The sequence below is a fragment of the Micromonospora sp. NPDC048868 genome (genome assembly GCF_043198195.1).
Classification (GTDB): Bacteria; Actinomycetota; Actinomycetes; order Mycobacteriales; family Micromonosporaceae; genus Micromonospora; species Micromonospora reichwaldensis.
Genome location: NZ_JBICUN010000014.1, coordinates 23,103 through 41,003 on the forward strand (window position 1 = coordinate 23,103; position 17,901 = coordinate 41,003).

Consider the following 17,901-nt stretch of genomic DNA (forward strand, 5'->3'; position numbering starts at 1 on the left):
CAGGCCCGGCCGGTACCACCAGCCGTTCGCGCCCTCGGCGGGCAGCCGATTAGCTACCGTGCGAGCAGGGCGCGCAGGACCTTGATGATCTCGTCAGGCGCTTCCTCGGCCATGAAGTGCCCGGCCGACGTGGTGCGGTGGTCCAGATCAGCAGCCCAGGTGTGCCACAGCGCGGCGGCGTCGTAGCCGAGTGCGGCTCCCCAGTCCTGCTGGACGACGGTGGCCGGCATGGGCAGCCGGTTCCCGGCGGCTCGGTCGGCCTGGTCGTGTTCGATGTCGATGCCGGCCGAAGCGCGGTAGTCGGCGACGATGGAGGGGACCGCCTCGCGGGAGGCATTCAGGTACTCCGCCCGCAGGTCCGCAGGAATTGCCTGGGGATTCTTGGCCCATACGTCGAGGAAGTAACCGAAGAAGGCGTCCGCGCTGGCGCTGATCATCTGCTCGGGCAGGCCGGGCGGCTGGGCCATCAGGTACAGGTGGAAGGCAACGGCGGCGGAGGACCCGTGCAGGATGTCCCACATGTCCAGCGTCGGCAGGACGTCGAGGATGGCGAGGTGGGTGATCGTGGCGGGATGGTCGAGGCCGGCGCGGATGGCGACGAGGGCCCCACGGTCGTGTCCGGCCAGGGCGAAGCGCTCGTGGCCGAGCCTGCTGGCGAGGGTGACGATGTCGGCGGCCATGGTCCGCTTGGAGTACGTGTCGACGTCGCGCGCGTCGGGCTTGTCGCTTGCCCCGTAGCCGCGCAAATCAGGACAGATCACGGTGTGGTCGGTGGCCAGGTCGACGGCGACGTGCCGCCACATGACGTGGGTCTGCGGAAAGCCGTGCAACAGCACGATCGGGCTGCCCGTACCCCCCACCGCCACGTTCATCGTCACGTCCCCGTCGACCGCGACGCGCTGGTAGTCGAAACCGGGAATGGTGATAGTCATGGTCGTCCTCTTCTCGTTCGGTGGGCGGTTCCAGCGTGCCGGTCGCGGATGAGCAAACGATGAGCGCGATACGTTGGACCGCGCAGGCGCGGAAGGGCGGTTCGATCGGTGCAGGTCAGGTTCGGTGTTCTCGGGCCGGTCGTCGCTTGGGACGGCGTCGGCGCGCCGATAGACCTGAAAGGGCCGAAACACCGCGCGGTGCTGGCGCGACTCCTCGTCGGGCGCGGTCGGGTGGTACCGGTCGACCGCCTCGTCGATGACCTGTGGCAGGAGCCCTCACCAGGTGCGGTGGGCAGCGTCCGCACGTTCGTGGCGGCGTTGCGGCGCGCGCTGGAGCCGCAGCGTGCACCGCGCGAGCCGGCTCGGTTGCTGGTCACCGAGGGCCCGGGCTACGCGCTCAGGGTGGCGCCGGACGCGGTCGACGCCTGGCGGTTCGAGAACGAGGTCGCCGCCGCGTCCACCGCGCCGCCGCAGGAGGCACTCGAGCGGCTCGATCGTGCCCTGGGCTGTTGGCGGGGGCCCGCGTTCGCCGGCATCGACGACGAGCCGTGGGCGCGCGTCGAGCGTTCCCGCCTCGAACAGCTACGGCTGAACGCGATCGAGCAGCGGGCCGAGGCGCGACTGACTGTCGGGCGCGCCTCGGACGTCGTACCCGATCTCGACGCCCACGTAGCCGAGCATCCGTGGCGGGAGGAGGCGTGGCGGCTGCTGGCGCTCGCCCTGTACCGCGCGGGACGCCAGGTTGATGCGCTTGCGGTACTGCGCCAAGCCCGCAGCCTGCTCCTGGAACAACTCGGCGTCGATCCGAGCCCGCGACTGCGTCGCCTGGAGACCGACATCCTCCGCCAAGCCGATCGGGTCGGCGACGGGCTGGGCTCACCGGAACCGCAACGGATCTGGGCGGAGACCGCAGCGGCATACGACCGTACGGTGGCGTCCGGCTCCGCGTCCCGACTGGAGTCGACGGTCGGCCTGCTGCGAAGTCTCGCCGTGACGGGGGCGAGGGGACTTGAGGCGGCGCGGGAACAGCGGATCGCGGCCATCGCCGCCGCCGAGCAGTTGGGTGATCCCGACCTCACCGCCCGGGTGATCGGCGGCTACGACGTACCCGCGATCTGGACGCGCTCGGATGATGCGGCGCAGGCGACGCGGATCGTGACGGCGGCCGAGCGGGCCCTGGCTGCCCTTCGTCCTGGCTCGTCCGAGGCCACCCGAGCCCGACTGCTGGCCACGATCGCGGTGGAGTCACGCGGTACCCGCGCGGCACGCGGACCCGAGGCGGCCCAGGAAGCGGAGCGGATCGCGCGCCGGCTGGGCGACCCGGCACTGCTGGCCTTCGCTCTGAACGGCGTGTTCATGCAGACCTTTCACCGCGCGGGCCTGGCTCCCCAGCGGGACCAGGTCGGCGCCGAGCTCGTCGCGCTCTCCGCCCAGCACGGCCTGGGGACGTTCGAGATCCTCGGTCATCTCGTCCAGTTGCAGGCCCGCAGCGCGCTCGCGGACTTCGCCACCGCCGACCAGCACGCCACCGCAGCGGACCGGCTCGCCGAACGGCACGACCGCCCGCTGGCCGGCGTGTTCACCCAGTGGTACCGCGCACTGCGACTGGCCGCGACCGAGCCGTCGCCGCAGGCCGCGGAAGCGGCCTACCGCAACGGGGCGGCACAGCTCGCCAACGCCGGCATGCCCGGCGTCGAGCGGGGCCTCCTTCCACTGGCCCTGCTATGCCTGCGCGTGTCGCAGGGCGAACTGCTCCGCTTCGACGATGAGACCGACTGGGGCCCCTACACGCCCTGGGCGCGTCCACTCGTGCTACTGGGACGGGACCGCCCGGCCGATGCCACCGCGGCGCTGCGTCAGACCCCGGATCCGCCGCGCGACCTGCTGTTCGAGGCCGTGTGGTGCCTCACTGCCCAAGCTGCAATCGCCCTGGACGACCGGCCGGCGATGAAACGCGCCCGGACCGAACTCACGCCGGCTGCCAACGAGCTGGCCGGAGCCGGCAGCGGCATGCTCACCGTCGGCCCCGTCGCACGCCATCTCGATGACCTTGACGCGGCCCTCAGCCGCAGCCGATGAGCCGGAGAGCTGGGGCCGGGAAGTGCAGGTCGTCGCGGGTCGCCAGGCCACTACGAGCACGCCCTCCCGCTTCGCGTTCAGCCTGCCGCCGACGACCGACAGCATGCCTTGATCACCTACGCGTATTCCAGTCGTTCCAGCCGATCAAGTACCGCACGGGGCAGTTCGTGCGCCTCCAGGCGGAAGGGCTTCCAGCGATCGTTGGAAGCTTCCTTCATCGACGCACTGAAGCGATACCGCCCCCGTCTACTTGGGTCGCCGAGGGTACTGGCGTACGTCTTGCTGGGGACGAGCCACGCCTTCATCACGACCCCATTAACTACGTCGGTTGCCGCAGGCGGTCCTTCACGGCGTTGACGGCGGCGATCCGTCCCCTCGGGGTGGCCGGCCGGCAAGGTCGGACAGCGGCGGAAGGTAATTCCCGTCGATCCCTGGGGCCATTGGTCAGATGACGGCGGCCGTAGGATTCGGCAGTGAATGACGCCCCCAGCGCGGATCATCGACCTTCGGCGTTCATGACCGACTGGGCGCGGCTGCCGGTCAGCCATTGCCAGTACGAGGTCTTCACAGCGCCGGGTGTGTCCGGCATGGGGATCTACATCCTCGGCGACGACCTGCTACACGTCCGCGGGCCGAGTCAGTTCACCGGTTTCTGCGGTATTCACACCGGGTGGATCGAGGCACGCGTTCGTGTGCTGTCCGGGCCTGCGGCAGAGGCCGACGACGGCTGGGACGCGATCAGTGAAGTGACCCTGTGGAGTCCCAGCGGTCGGTTGTCGGTCATCGGCTTGATGGGTGGCACCACGGACGCCCTTACCGATGTGGCCGTCCCCCGTGGGCTTGTCAGGGTGCGGGTGCACGCACGCGACCGACTGCACGAGACGGTACGCACTGACGGTGACCCGCCCGAGCGGCACGAGTTGCACATCTGGGGAGTTTCCGAGGAGATGCCGTGGCGCACCGTGCTGGCCGACCCCGCAGGTCGCGACTGGGAGCAGCAGCCGGCGAAGGCCGCGGAGTGGGCGATGCTGTCGCTGGTACCTCGCCCGTCCGCCCGCCCGGGCATCCTGCCGCTGTTGCCAGCAGGTCACCCCTACGAGGACGACGCCGACCTGTCCCGGGTGGCGGTGGTCCGTCGTCGCCCCGCGCCGATCGAGGTCCCGGCCGAGGTGCTGCCCGTCGGCGACCTGGAGGTTCGTCTGGAGCGGGTCGACGACGAGACCTTCACCTGGTCGTGGGCCACCGCTGTCGAACCGATCTTCCCTCATCCGTTGACGACGCTGCCGGAGGACGAGCCGAGTGCCGTACGGGTGATGTCCGGCTCTGGCGGCTTCACGCTGCGGCACGAGGGAGTGTTGGGCCGGCACGCCTTCGCCCTCAGTCTGATCTGGGACCATCTGCTCGACACCGCCGGGTCGTACCCGTGGATTCAGACGCTGCGTGGGCAGGCCGCCGAGGCAACCGTGCTGGCGGAGAAATCCCGCCGTCTGCAGGCCGAGCGCGACGCCGAGCGGTGGGGAGGCGCTCCGCCGTCGGATCGTGTCCGTGGACTCCTCGGCCAGGCGCAGTCGATGGCCCGGATCGACCGCCGGCTACTCGACCGCATCGCTGCGCTGCCCGCCGCCCGCCAGCGGAAGGCAGCATGCTGGGCGGCCCGCCATGCGATGCGAGTGGCCGGGCTGGAGCAGATCGGGTGGATTGCCGACGCCCTCGCCGCGGCCGAGGGTGACCGTCCACTGCCCCGATCCCTCACCGAGCAGAGCGGCAGTGCCGCGTTCAACCGGCTCATGTCCGATCCCGAGATTCCGCACACCACCGTCACCCTCCGCCTGGGCCCGCCAGGAATCGGCACCCGCACCGTCGCAGGGGCACTTCAGCAGGCCGCCGCGTTTCCCGCCCTGATCGCCCTGGCGAACGACGATCCGCTGGCTGCTGCAATCGACGCCATCTACAACGCGGCGATCGCCCATGGCGAGGACCGCGACCGCTTCCTCACCGACACCCACGCCGCCCTGAGTTGAGCTTCCGATTCGGCAGGCCAGGCAGGAGGCGCGACGTGACCTACGACGACGCAGGCCCTGGCCTGGTTACGTCACGGAGAGGACTCGCGTGACGTCCCAAGGCGATCGCAGGCAAACCCTTGCCCTCCAACGGAAGTAGCCTTAGGTTGCATCGATAATCCTCAGCGGGGAGCCTCGCCCTGACCCTCCTCAGAATGTCAGTCACGGCGATCTGCGGCCCGAGGATCTCGGTGGCATCGCCTATCTGCGTGGACTTTCGAGACGGGGGTTCATCACAGGCGCCGCGTTGGCGGCATCCGGGGTGTCGGCCGCCTTCGCTCTGTTGCCCGGCTCCGCTCAGGCTGCCGGCAGCTATCAGAGGCCGTGCGGAAGCGTCCGGATTTCGAGCTCGTGGCAGGACCACCGGAACCGGAGGCCACCCTCGGGTGAGCCGGGCACCGACTATGCGGTCGGAACCGGCACTGCCGTCAAGGCCGCGGCGAACGGCACCATCCGTTACGTGAAGACCGACACCTCCACCGCGACCGGGCGCGTCGTGGGGATGGCCCACGACGATGGCAATTACACCCGGCACCTGCACCTGTCGAGGATCGCCGTCTCGACCGGTCAACGTGTGTCGCGAGGCCAGACGATCGCGTACTCCGGCGCCTCGACGCACGGCAGTGACCGTGGTGTCGGGCCGCATGTGCATACGAGTCTCTGGCTGAACACCGGCAGTCCGACGGATTTCCGCGCGACGGTGGATTTCGAGAACTACGTCGGAGACGTCGCCAACCCGAACCCGTCCGACCAGGAGGTAGATGAAGTGTTCATCGCGAATGTCAAGGGCAACTGGTACCTCGTAGTCCCCCAGGGCACCGGTAAGCCGCGGGCGGTGGTCCTTGGTGGCGACAGCAATGCCGGCGCTTCCGGCCTCCCCGTCCTGAACTTCAGCTGGGACCCGTCGATCAACGCACTCAGGGCCGCGGTCGACGGCATCGGCTGATCTGGCCTGACGCGTCACGGCGGCCCGGGAGCCACGCGGCGCAGGAAGACGGCAGCGTTGTCGTGCGTCGCCACCCAGGTCCGTTCAGCGTCGGCGATCTCGTCGTCGACCCGGACGGTACGGACGGGTGCGAACGCGACTCTTGCCGCGCCCCGTACGCCGTGCGCATCTGCCGCGATCCGCACGGCCCGCGACCTCTAGCCGGGAGGCCCCGCGATGCCGAGGGCCTCGGTGAGTTCGACGATTCCGTCCCCGAACGGACCCGGGCGCTCCTCGAGTGCGCTCGCGAGTCGATCAGGGCTGGCGACGAGGCCCGCCTTCCCGGCCCAGCGCAGCAGTCCGGCGGCGGCCTGGCTGTTGAGCGGCTCGAACCTGTCGTCGTCGACGAGGGCCCGGACGACCTCCTCGTTGAGGTAGAACTCGACGGCCTCGCCGGACGGGTCGGCTGCCGTGGCAAAGGCGCAGTCGCTGTCGAAGACCGACAGCGCGATGGCCGGTGCCGTCGTTTCCCGCGCGAGGTCGTTGACCAGGTCGTCGGGCGAGGCGTCGTCAACCGGGCCGAGTAACCCGATCCGCCAGCCGCCGGCGCGGACGTTGTCGGTCACGGCCACGAACAGGTCGTCGACGCACGCCAGTTCGTCGAGCCGCGTGTCGCCGGTGCGGGCGATGATGACAAGACCGGAGTAGCCCACGATCATCCCTGCCGTTCGGTGAGGCGCTGGCTGGCGAGTGCCAGGGCGTCGGCGGCCAGCGAGTCGGGGCCTTGGTCGCGCCAGCCCGCGGTCTCGGCCGTGACCGCGTCCACGTCGCCGCGCTGAGCGTGCGCGTAGGCGCGGATGACGCGGTCACTCCAACTTCCGTCCGACCAGCGGCCGGCCTTCCACCGCCCGCAGGCGAGCTGCTCGGCGCGGGCCCGGGCGGATCGTTCGCGGTCCTCCTCGATGGCGGCGAGCATCGCGTCGAAGTCGCCCAGCCAGCTCTTCATGCGGGGCAGGTTCCCCGCCAGCCAGGTCCGCACGATGGTGGCGGCGCGTTCCACGTCGGCTTCCGTCAACAGCGAGAACGTGTGGTCGGGCAACTCCGCGGTGTCGTCGGTCGCCACCAGGCGGTGGTCCCAGACGCTGTGGTGCGGCATGGCGTCACGGCGCGGATCGTTCTCGCCGAAGTAGTACCGCAGGTGCGGGGCGAGCAGCACCCCGACGTTGATGAAGAACTCGATCTCTCCCCTCAGCGCGGTGGTGCGCTGGATGCCGAGGGCGATGCCGTTGCCCTCGGGGTCGAAGTACCGGAAGACCGGCCCACGGCGGATGAAGCCGGCGGCTGCCAGGTCGGCTTCGATGAGTTCCACGAACCGTCGTAGCAAGGCGTTCACGAGGCGGCACGGTATCGCGCGCCCCCGACAGGCCGCAGATCGTCGACCGACCTCCTGCACGCCGAGACCGGGACGAAGATCGACCTCGACGCGATGGCCCGGAGAGCGTTGCTCGATGCCGCGCAGCGTGGGCGCGGCTCGCCGGACGTCAGATCGTCCGACCGTGGGCCGGACCGCTCACGACTGCTGCGTTCCCGCTGCGCGCCGTACGATGTCGCCGAGCTGCTCCCACGCCTGCTCCGTCGGTTCGGTGAGCGCGTACGAGGTCGGCCAGAACCCGCCCTCCTCGTCGAGGGCCGCCTGCGTGCTCACGCCGAACGTCGAGTAACGCTCCTTGTCCATCTGCCCGCTGCGGAAGAAGACCACGACCTTCCCGTCCCTGGCATACCCGGGCTGGCCGTAGTACAGCTTGGGGGCGAGATCCGGCGCGACGGTCGTGACGATCGCGTGCACACGCTCCGCCATCTCCCGGTCTCCGTCGGGCATCCGCGCGATCTTCGCGAGCAGCTCCGCTTCTTCGGCGGCGGCCTTTTCCGCGCCCTTCGTGCGTCTGGCCCCAGCTCTCAACTCCGCCGCACGCTCCTTCATCGCGGCCCGCTCCTGCGTGGAAAACCCTCCTGCGGCAGCGTCCTTCTTCGTCATGGTCGTTTCTCCTCGTCGCCGTGTGGCTCGTGTGCCGTCCACGCTAACGGCGGTGCGTTCGACATCACTTCTCGATTCCTGACCACTCACATCAGCTCTTCTTCGCAGGCTCTCCGGCAGCATGAGGACAGGTGTGCGCAGAGCTGATCGCAGGCTCGCAGAACCGGTGCATCGAGGTCGAGGTGCGCGGATCTGCCGCAGAGATGGCGTCGTGATGCGAGTACCCGGCGACGGGTGTTGCCTGGTCCTGCGTCGTGGTCCGTCCGGACGCCGAAACGTGCTCGTGTGGCTCGCCGGGCAGGGCCACCATTGGCTCCGTGACCAGCTTTCCTGCGCAGGCGTGCCGCGTCCACGACAGCACCCTTTCGCCACAGCGTCGGCTCTACGCGTTGCGCGAGTGCACGCTGCACTGTGCCCCATACGGATTCCGCGCCACCTGGCACCACCTGATCGTCTCCGCACGTATCCCACGCAGGCTCACCGATGACCTCGGCGCACTCGTGCGTGCCGCCGAAGAACTGCAGCGGGCTCGCGACGTGGTCCTGCCACGTGCGCAGGAGTACGCCGTCCAGCGGCGTCGAGAGAAAGCGGCTGGCAGGCGGACACCACGGACGCCGCCACCCTGGAACTCGTGGGGCTGGCACCGGATCGCCTACTGCCCTGACCCTCAGCACCACCCGACGGCACCTCTCGCCACGGTCGTCCAGGCGGTCCTCGATCGCTACGCTGCCGGAGTCAGCTCCGACACACACTGCCTCGCATGCGGCAACGAGCGGCGCCGCCCGGGCCGCGCATGCCCGACCTGTGGCGTCCACCCGGACGGCCCCGCCGCGCGCTGGCGTGACTCCCCGGCGGAGGACCACTGGCAACGGATCTGGCACCGCGACCTCGACGACCGACCAGGATCCCTCGCCGATGACTCCGGCGGGCACTGATCTGCCGCCGAGCGAATCCACGACGTGTCCTCGTACGCGGCTGCCGCCGGCGGCATACGCGCCTTCAGCCCGACGAGCAGGGCCGTCCCACAGGCTGAGGCCGCAGTCACAGTGCAGCGATAGCCTGCCGTCATGGTGAGCGCCGAACTGGATGAGTTGATCGTCGTGGACGCCGAGTCGCTGCGCGCGTGGTTGTCGGCCAACCATGCCACGTCGCCCGGTGTATGGCTCGCCCTGACCAGGAAGGGCGGCACGGTCACGACGCTGACCTGGCAGCAGGCGGTCGACGAGGCCCTGTGTTTCGGCTGGATCGACGGGCAGGCCCGTAAGCGGGATCAGGAGACCTCCTGGATCCGGTTCACCCCGCGCAGGCCCCGCAGCTCCTGGTCGCAACGCAACGTCGCCCACGTGGCGCGGCTGGAGGAGCAGGGGCGGATGCTGCCCTCGGGCCGGGCCGCGGTGGAGGCCGCGAAGGCGGACGGGCGGTGGGCGGCCGCCTACGCCCCGCCGTCGGAAGCCGAGGTGCCGGAGGACCTCCTCGCCGCCATCGCTGCCAACCCTGCCGCCCAGGCCATGTTCGACGTACTCGCCAAGACCAACCGGTTCGCTCTCATCCACCGCGTCAATGCGGTCAAACGGGCGCAGACCCGCGAGCGGAAGATCAGCGAGTTCGTTGCCATGCTGGCCCGTCACGAGACGATCTACCCGCAGAAGGCCAAGCCGCCGCACTCGCCATGATCGGCTTTGTCATGATCATGGGCACTCGTCTGGCCGGGAACGGTGCTGGGATGGGCTGACTCCACGTGTCGGTCAGCCGGCGACCTGGTCGCGGCGGCGGGTGGGATGGGCCCGCTCCGCGACGCCGGACACCCGTGACGAACAGCAGGATGAACGCCAGCATCCACCAGCTACGCATGCGTCACCCTCTGACCGGATTGCGCCAGCCCCAGGTCGCGATGAGCCGCGACGCCGGCAGGGGCAGTGGCGGGGGAAGTCCTCGCCGTCCGGGAGGTCGGAATGCGCGACCGCCCGCACGCTCGGTAGTCGCGGGGCTGCTTGCAGTCAGCGTCATCGACGGAGCCTGGAGTTCCGCTTGAAGGGGACACGTGCAGGCAGGAGCTGTCCCGCGTCGGCTGACGAGGGGGCGAGGTCGACCACATTCCCTGACACGCTACGAGCTTCCACGCGCCAATGGCACTCGTTCGTCCTGGCCGTGAGCCTGCCAGCAGTATCGATGGCCGTGGGTGGCCCCGGACGAGGGAAAAGCTCCCACCATCGTCAGGGTGTCCGGGCGGGTGCTTCGGAGCCGGGTGCTGGGAAGAACAAATGCGACCTGTACCAGACATAGCGCGCGAAATGCAGTCCCTTGCGAGGCATGAGGCACGCGGCTAATCTCGCCCCATCGAAGACCGCGTATTGGCGCGAACTGCCGATTCATGCTCCGTTGCCTGCACGATGTCGTAGTCGCTCCACGGGGGAGTTGGTTCCATGTCTGCTGACGGCAAGCGTCGAATTCGTCCAGCGCCGCCGATCGCGCCTTCCTTGTGAATCTTCGCACCCACCTCAGGTGACTGTCCTTCATCGAGGCGGTCCGATCCGCAGGCGATGTCACGCGCCCCCAGGGTGCGGATTCGGGTTGCAGTCCGGCCGTGCAACTCCGTAACGGGGGTCTTCAGTTGCAACTCGTTCCCGAGGGCTCCGCCCTGATGTCAGGACGGTTGTCCAGCGGTCCGTCCCGTCAGGTGCACGACGAAATCCTCCGACCCCAGTTCGAGTTCGACATGACCCATCTGCTTCCTCACTATCTCGCTGTGGAAGTGGTTCTCCTGCTCGAGTACGAGCGGATGGGGGTCATCACCGGCGAGCAACGGCGCGACATCGCGGACAGACTTGGCAGGATCGACGAATCCACGCTCAGCGCCGACCCCGCCACCAACATGTCCGACACGTCGATGGCCATCGAGCAGTGGGTGCATGGGCAGTTGACCGAGCCGGTCCCGGCCTGGCACGTCGACCGCAGTCGTAACGACTCTCAGGCGACCGCACACGCTCTCGCGGCACGCGAGTGGTTGGGTGGGGCGGCGGAGGACCTGTTGGGCCTCGGTGAGGCTGTCCATCGACTCGCCAACGGCACGACCGACCTGCTGATGCCGGGATACACCCACCTCCAGGCGGCCCAGGTGATCACTCCCGGCTTCTACCTGGCCGCCCTCTCCCAGCAGATCCTGCACAACCTGCGCCGCTGGCTCGCCACCTACGACGGCAACGACCTCTCACCGCTCGGCGCGGGCTCGATGGCCGGCCAGCAGTTGCCCTGGGACCGTCACCGCATGGCGCACCTGCTCGGCTTCGCGGGACCGGTTCCGCACGCCCTGACCGCCGTGGCGTCCCGGTCGCTGGCCTTGGAGATGATGGCGGAATTCTCCATTCTGGGTGCCGAACTGAGCCGCTTCGTCACCGATCTCATGACCTGGGGCAGCAACGAGTACGCCTTCATCGACCTGCCTGACGAGCTCTCCGGCATCTCGGCGGCGATGCCGCAGAAGAAGAACTTCCCGATCCTGGAGCGGATCCGCGGAAAGCTGGCGCATCTCGGCGCCTTCGGTGTGGACATCGTCCTCGCCCAACGCTCGACGCCCTATTCCAACATGGTGGAGGTGTCCAAGGAGGCGACCGCGAACCTCCATGTGTCCGTCTCCACCACGCGGACGGCCCTGCGGCTCTTCTCGACCGTCGTCGACAACCTGCGTTTCCGGTCCGACCGGATGCGGGAAGCCTGCCGGCGGGAGTATCTGGGCGCGTTCGCACTGGCGAACGACCTGACCCTCAACGACGGGATCCCCTGGCGCGACGCCCAGATCGTCGTCGGGCAGTACATCGCCGCCGCCATTTCCTCCGACATCCCGCCCCATCCCGGAGACCCCGGGCTGTTGGTCGAGGTCGCCGGCCGGCACGGATACCAGGTCTCCGACGCCGCACGCGTGCTCGCCGACGCCTTCGACATCGAGAACGCAATTCGTGGAAAGCGGTCGACGGGCTCGGTCAACCCGCAGGAGTTGGCCGACCTGCTCGCCAGCCAGGCGGACGAGTTCCGGCTCCTCCGGCAGCAGTGGGACGACCGTCGTGAACGGCGAGGTTCCGCTCGGGCACTGCTCGGGCGTCGATGAGCGTCGAATCGGGGGAAGAATGACGATCTTTAGCGGAGCAGCCCGGGTGGGCGCGAGCGACGTCGGCACCCACGGACGATCGGGGGCCAGCGCGTGATCTTCCAGAACGTCGTCGACGCCATCGGGCACACGCCGTTGATCAGGCTGAGAATGGATGTCGACCCGCGCGTCGAGGTGTACGCCAAACTCGAACTCCAGAACCTCTTCGCGATGAAGGACCGGGTCGCCCGCCACGTGATCCTCGAGGCCAGACGGCTGGGCGTGCTCCGACCGGGCGCGCCTATCCTCGAGAGTTCCTCCGGCACGATGGCGCTGGGAGTCGCCCTCGTCGGCACCGCCCTGGGCCATCCGGTGCACGTCGTCACCGACCCCCGGATCGACCCCGTGACCCTCGCCAAGCTGCGCGCCCTGGGCTGCCAGGTGCACGTCGTCGACCGGATGTCCAGCCAGGGCTGGCAGGGTGCCCGCCTCGAACGGCTGCACGAGCTCCTCGAAGCCCTGCCGGGTGCGTTCTTTCCCGAGCAGTACCGGAATCCGGACAACCCGGGTGCGTACCGGTCCCTGGCGGGGGAGCTGCTGGGGGACCTCACCTCCTTCGACGTCCTGGTCGGGGCGGTCGGCACCGGTGGTTCGCTGTGCGGCTCGGCCCGGGCGCTGCGACGCGCGCTGCCCGAGCTGCGAGTGGTGGGGGTGGACTGCGTGGGCAGCGTGCTGTTCGGTCAGCCGGACGTGCCCAACAGGTTGCAGGGCGGCCTCGGCAACAGCCTCGAGCCCGCCAACCTGGACCGTCGCCAGATCGACGAGGTGCACTGGCTCAACGACCGGGAGGCGTTCGGCGCCACCCGTGACCTGGCCCGCGAGCAGCAGATCTTCGGCGGCAACACGTCGGGCTCGGTCTACCAGGTGTTGAAGGACGTGGCTCGCCGGGCGGAGCCGGGGACCCGGATCGTCGGCATCTTCCCCGATCGCGGCGACCGGTACGCGCAGACCGTCTACGACGACGGATGGGCCGCCGACCGCCTGGACGAGATGGACGCGGCGGACCGGCCGCGTCCGATCAGCCCCGGCGAGGTCGCCGTGAGCTGGTCGCGGACGGACGACGTCCCGCGTACGGACGGCGAGCGGTACCTGTTGTTCCTGGAGGCGAACACGAGCGGGACCGGCGTGCTCGCCCTGAGCGTCGCACGACGGATGGGGCTGCGTCCGGTGCTGCTCACCGACCGTCCCGACCGCTACCCGGGGCTCGCCGACACCGACTGCGAGGTCCTCGTCTGCGAGACGCACGAGCTGCCGGCCCTGCGCTCGCTCATCCAGGGCAGGTTCCGTCGTGAACAGCTCGCCGGGGTGACGACGACCAGCGACTTCTACACCGTGCTCGCCGCCGAGCTGGCCGACTGGCTGGGACTGCCGGGCAACCCGCCGGCAGCCGTGGCCGCCTGTCGGAACAAGGCCCTGCTGCGGGAGGCGCTGCGGGACAGCGGGATCCGACAACCCCGCTTCGTCGCGGTGACGGACCCGGCGCGGGCCGCTGCCGCGGTGCGCGAGGTCGGACTGCCGTGCGTGGTCAAGCCCGCGGACGACTCCGGCTCGAACGCCGTGCTGCTCTGCGCCACCGTCGAGGAGGCGACCGCGCACGTGGCGGCGGTCCTGGCGACGCGCGTCAACGTCCGGGGCATGCCGACCGCCCGCTGCGCGCTGGTCGAGGAGTACGTGCGGGGTGCCGAGTTCAGCGTCGAGGTGTTCGGCGAGAGCACCGGGAACCGCTGTCTCGGGATCACCGAGAAGCGGGTGACCGGTGGGCCGTACTTCGCGGAGCTCGGTCACGTCTTTCCCGCGGACCTGCCGGCGGATCAGGCGACCGAGGTGGTGGATGCCGTCCTGCGGGCGCTCGCCACGGTCGGGATGTCACACGGGGCGACCCACACCGAGGTACGCCTCACGCCGTCCGGCCCGGCCATCATCGAGATCAATCCCCGCCCGGCCGGCGGGATGATCCCCGAGCTCTACCGCCTCGCCACCGGCTCCGACCTGCTCGCCGCGCAGCTGGCAGCGGCCGTCGGGGGACCGACCCGGCTCTCCTCGACCACCCACGGGTACGCCGCGATCGAGTTCCTGGTGGCTCCCCGGCCCGGGACGCTCCGGGGTACCGCGGCCGGGGCGGAGATCGAGCACCTCGACGGCGTCGAACAGGTGACCGTGACGGCGTCCCCCGGCACGTCCGTGCGACCACCGCGCAACGGCTACGACCGCCTGGGGCACGTCATCGCCACGGGCTCCAGCAGAGCGGAGGTCGTCCGCCGGATCCGTGCCGCCGTGGACCAGGTCCAGCTGCTGGTCGACGAGGACAGCCCGGACGCCGTCAGCGACGAAGCGTCCCTGGCCCCGGCCCACTGAGGGACGACCATGACGCACACCTCGCTCATCGCGGCCCTGTCGGCCTGGGCGGACACCCGGGCGGACGACCCCGCGCTGACCTTCGTCGACAGTGCCGGGACGACGACCACCACCACGTACGGGCAGGTTGACGAGGGCGCTCGTACCGTGGCCGGCCACCTGCGGTCGATCGCTGAACCGGGCGACCGGGCGCTGCTGCTCTTCCCACCCGGCCTCGACTACGTCACGGCCTTCCTCGGCTGCCTCTACGCCAACGTGGTCGCGGTGCCGCTCTACCCGCCGGGCCCCCACGCGCGCCTCGACCGCGTCACCACCGTCGTGCGCGACTGCGGAGCCACCCACGCGCTGACCACCGCGAAGCTGGTCGGAGCGCTGTCGGGGCTGGCGGCCGAGCCGGGCGGACCGGCGGTGCACCCGATCGAGGCGGTGCGGGCGCAGGCCGCTCCGGTGGGCCCCCACCGGCCGGCGCCGGACGACCTCGCCTTCCTCCAGTACACCTCCGGATCGACGGGCGATCCCAAGGGGGTCATGGTCGGGCACGGTAACCTCACCGACAACCACCGGGCCATCGCGGCCGGCTTCGGGATCGACGCCGACGACGTGGTGCTCAGTTGGCTGCCGATGTACCACGACATGGGTCTCATCGGCACCACGTTGCTGCCGCTGTTCATGGGCGTACCGGCGGTCCTGCTCGACACGTTCGCGTTCGTCCGCAATCCGCTGCGGTGGCCAACGGAGGTGTCCCGGTTCAGGGCGACCCTCTCCGGTGGACCCAACTTCGCCTATCAGCTCCTGGCGGACCGCTTCGACGCCGGGCTGCTCGACGGGATCGACCTCAGCTCGTGGCGGGTCGCGTTCAACGGCGCGGAGCCGGTGGACAGGCGGACGATGGACGCGTTCTCCGCCGCGTACGCGCCGCTCGGGTTCGACCGCCGGGCGTTCTATCCGTGCTACGGCCTGGCGGAGGCGACGCTCTTCGTCAGCGGCCCCGAGGCGTCGACCGGTTACCGCACCGGCACCTTCGACCGGCACGCCCTCGAGACGGGCCGGTTGACCGGGGCGACCGGAGCAGCGGGGACGGAGCCGGTCACGCTGGTCTCCTGCGGCACCCCGCCACCGGGTACGACGGTCGCCGTGCGCCGCGCGGACGGCGCACCCTGCGCGGCGGGCGAGGTCGGCGAGATCTGCGTGAGCTCCGGCGGGGTGGCCGCCGGGTACTGGGGCAGGTCCGACTCCGCCGCGACGTTCGCCGCCACCGTCGGCGGCCGGCAGGGGACCTTCCTGCGTACCGGGGACCTCGGCGCGATGTACGACGGCGAGCTCTACGTCGCGGGGCGCCAGAAGGATCTGATCATCCGCGCGGGCCGCAACTACCACCCGCACGACATCGAGGCCGTCGCCACCGCGGGCGACGCGCACCTGCGCCAGGGCGGCGCCGCGGCGTTCCAGCCGGAGACCGGTGACCAGCGGGTGGTGCTGGTGGTCGAGGCCTCCCGCAGCGGGCTGGCGCGGCTGCTCGCCGACCCCGCGCTGCTCGCGTCGTTGACCGGCGGGCTGCGGCGCCGGGTGGCCACCGAGTGCGGGTTGGACCTCGACGACGTGGTCGTCGTCATGCCCGGCGCGATACCGAAGACCTCCAGCGGGAAGGTCCGCCGGCGTGCCACCAGGGAGCAGTTCGTCGGCGGGCGGCTCAAGCTCGTCGTGCCGGCGGTCCCGTCCGTGGTGCCCGAGCGGGCTGCCGCCGACACCCACCCCGGCGACCGGTCCGCAGCGGTGGAACAGCTCGTCCGGCGGTACGCGAACCTCGACGGGTCCGAGTGGGACCCGTCGCTGCCGCTGGCGGCGCTGGGACTCGGTTCGCTGCGTCTGATCGAACTCAAGGCGGCGGTCGAGCGGTTGGTGGACGGCACCCTGGACGCCGAGCTGTTCTTCGGCGACCGGTCGGTGGCCGAGATGGTCGCCGCCGCCGCGAGACCCGGCCCGGCCGCCGTACCGCTGCCGGCGGAGACCGGGGCGGTGAGCCCCGCCTCGGCCGGCCAGGTCGAGCTGCACTTCTACGACGAGGTGTCGCGCGGCAACCGGGCGAACAACCTGGCGATCGGCCTGCGCCTCTCCGGCCGCGTCGAGGAGGACCTGCTGCGGGCCGCGATCGACGAGGCCGTCGCTCGGCACCCCGCGCTGCGCACGACCCTCGGACCGCTCGGGTCCGGCACCCAGACCGTGCACGAGCAGGGCACTGTCGACTGGGAGTGCCGGACCTTCCCGGACGGCCCCGACGAGGCGGTACGCGCCTACCTGCACGAGCGGGCCTACCGCCCCTTCGACCTGGTGACGGGCCCGTTGGTGCGGGCCGGGGTGGCGTACCCGCCGGACGGCACGGTGCTTCTCGTGGCGTGTCATCACGCGGTCGTCGACCACTGGTCGCTCCAGCTCCTGCTCGCCGAGATCCTGCCCCGGATCACGGGCGGCGACGCCCCGCCGGCCCAGGTGGGACCGGGCGCGGCGGACGCCACCGACTGGGCCCGGCTACAGCAGCAGGCGCGACTCGATCCCGACCGGCGCGACCGGGTCACGGCCCTGGCGGAGAAGTGGCGGCCACTGCGTGACCTCGTACTCTTTCCGCAACGACCTGCTGGCGGCGGGTCTGCACGACGACGGCCGGACCCGGACCGGCACCGGGCCGGCTGGCTCGACTTCGAGGCCGACCCGGACGTCGTACGGGCCCTGCACCGGCACGCGGCCCGGCGCGGCTTCACCCCGTTCGTCCCCCTGCTGGCCGCCTACGTCCAAGCCCTGCACGAGGTGACCGGCGAACCCAGGATCGTGGTCGGCGCGCCGCACCACGGGCGCACCGACCAGCGCTTCGCCGGCACCGTCGGCTACCTGGTCAACATGGTGCCCATCCTCGGTGACCTGACCGACCGGCCCGACCCGTCGGCACTCGAGGAACGCCTGTGGCGGGAACTGCGGGCGGCACTGTCGACGGCGGACGTTCCCTTCAGCGACCTGGTCCGGGCCCTCGCCGCGGACCGGCACGGCCAGAATCCGCTCTTCCAGGCGACCTTGACGCTCCAGCAGCCGGTGGACGGCGGCGACGTCGGGCTGTCCGTGCCCTGGAGCCGCCGGCGGCGACGGATCGGGTCCCACGACGTCGAGACGGTCGACGTGCCGCCCGTGGACGTCGCCTTCGCGACGAGCCTCTACGGCGCCCTCGACGCGGGCGGACTCGCGTTCCGCCTCGTCCACCAACGCACCCTCGTCTCCGCGGAGACGGCAGCCGAGGTGTGCCGGCGGTTCTCCGAGAACCTCGCCCGGCTGGTCCGGCGGCCGTCCACAGCACTCGCCCACGACCCGGTTCGACTCAGCTAAGGCGG

12 protein-coding genes are annotated in these 17,901 nt (G+C 70.5%); 7 read left to right on the forward strand and 5 right to left on the reverse strand.

Going from position 1 to position 17,901, the window contains the following annotated elements; genetic code table 11:
- Positions 1–53 precede the first annotated feature (53 nt).
- A complete protein-coding gene (locus tag ACGFNF_RS21190; RefSeq protein ID WP_393170060.1) occupies positions 54–932 on the reverse strand; it encodes an alpha/beta fold hydrolase in 879 nt (292 codons plus the stop codon).
- A 108-nt stretch (positions 933–1,040) separates the two neighbouring features.
- On the opposite strand from ACGFNF_RS21190, the gene ACGFNF_RS21195 reads away from it, so the two are divergent.
- From ACGFNF_RS21195 to ACGFNF_RS21205, 3 genes are all read left to right on the forward strand, one after another.
- Complete coding sequence (locus tag ACGFNF_RS21195; RefSeq protein WP_393170062.1) at positions 1,041–3,011, forward strand: BTAD domain-containing putative transcriptional regulator; 1,971 nt, start codon at positions 1,041–1,043, stop codon at positions 3,009–3,011.
- 473 nt (positions 3,012–3,484) lie between these two features.
- Positions 3,485–5,032, forward strand: coding sequence for a hypothetical protein (locus tag ACGFNF_RS21200; protein WP_357580505.1), 1,548 nt, complete (start codon positions 3,485–3,487; stop codon positions 5,030–5,032).
- A 301-nt stretch (positions 5,033–5,333) separates the two neighbouring features.
- Positions 5,334–6,017 carry a M23 family metallopeptidase gene (locus tag ACGFNF_RS21205; protein ID WP_393170064.1) on the forward strand — a complete coding sequence of 228 codons (684 nt, stop codon included), beginning with the start codon at positions 5,334–5,336 and terminating at the stop codon, positions 6,015–6,017.
- 14 nt (positions 6,018–6,031) lie between these two features.
- Here ACGFNF_RS21205 and ACGFNF_RS21210 read toward each other — a convergent pair whose 3' ends face one another.
- From ACGFNF_RS21210 to ACGFNF_RS21225, 4 genes are all read right to left on the reverse strand, one after another.
- Positions 6,032–6,202, reverse strand: coding sequence for a hypothetical protein (locus tag ACGFNF_RS21210; RefSeq protein ID WP_357576550.1), 171 nt, complete (start codon positions 6,200–6,202; stop codon positions 6,032–6,034).
- Positions 6,203–6,214: 12 nt separating this feature from the next.
- Complete coding sequence (locus ACGFNF_RS21215; RefSeq protein WP_357576551.1) at positions 6,215–6,709, reverse strand: hypothetical protein; 495 nt, start codon at positions 6,707–6,709, stop codon at positions 6,215–6,217.
- A 2-nt stretch (positions 6,710–6,711) separates the two neighbouring features.
- Positions 6,712–7,389, reverse strand: a complete 678-nt coding sequence (locus ACGFNF_RS21220) for a hypothetical protein (RefSeq protein ID WP_357576552.1) — start codon at positions 7,387–7,389, stop codon at positions 6,712–6,714.
- A gap of 177 nt (positions 7,390–7,566) precedes the next feature.
- Positions 7,567–8,031: a DUF1801 domain-containing protein gene (locus ACGFNF_RS21225; protein WP_357576553.1), complete on the reverse strand. Its 465-nt coding sequence runs from the start codon at positions 8,029–8,031 to the stop codon at positions 7,567–7,569.
- Between the two features lie 1,067 nt (positions 8,032–9,098).
- Here ACGFNF_RS21225 and ACGFNF_RS21230 point away from each other — a divergent pair.
- The 4 genes from ACGFNF_RS21230 to ACGFNF_RS21245 all read left to right on the forward strand — a co-directional run bounded on the left by ACGFNF_RS21230 (position 9,099) and on the right by ACGFNF_RS21245 (position 17,896).
- Positions 9,099–9,704, forward strand: a complete 606-nt coding sequence (locus ACGFNF_RS21230) for a YdeI family protein (RefSeq protein WP_393170068.1) — start codon at positions 9,099–9,101, stop codon at positions 9,702–9,704.
- Positions 9,705–10,708: 1,004 nt separating this feature from the next.
- Entirely contained in the window at positions 10,709–12,133 is a 1,425-nt protein-coding gene (locus ACGFNF_RS21235) for an argininosuccinate lyase (RefSeq protein WP_393170070.1), read from the forward strand.
- A gap of 93 nt (positions 12,134–12,226) precedes the next feature.
- The gene (locus ACGFNF_RS21240) at positions 12,227–14,527 is read left to right on the forward strand and encodes a pyridoxal-phosphate dependent enzyme (protein ID WP_393170072.1); all 2,301 of its coding nucleotides are present in this window, start codon (positions 12,227–12,229) and stop codon (positions 14,525–14,527) included.
- A 9-nt stretch (positions 14,528–14,536) separates the two neighbouring features.
- Positions 14,537–17,896 (forward strand): AMP-binding protein, encoded by a 3,360-nt coding sequence (locus tag ACGFNF_RS21245; RefSeq protein WP_393170074.1) that lies wholly within the window; start codon positions 14,537–14,539, stop codon positions 17,894–17,896.
- The last annotated feature ends 5 nt before the right edge of the window (positions 17,897–17,901 follow it).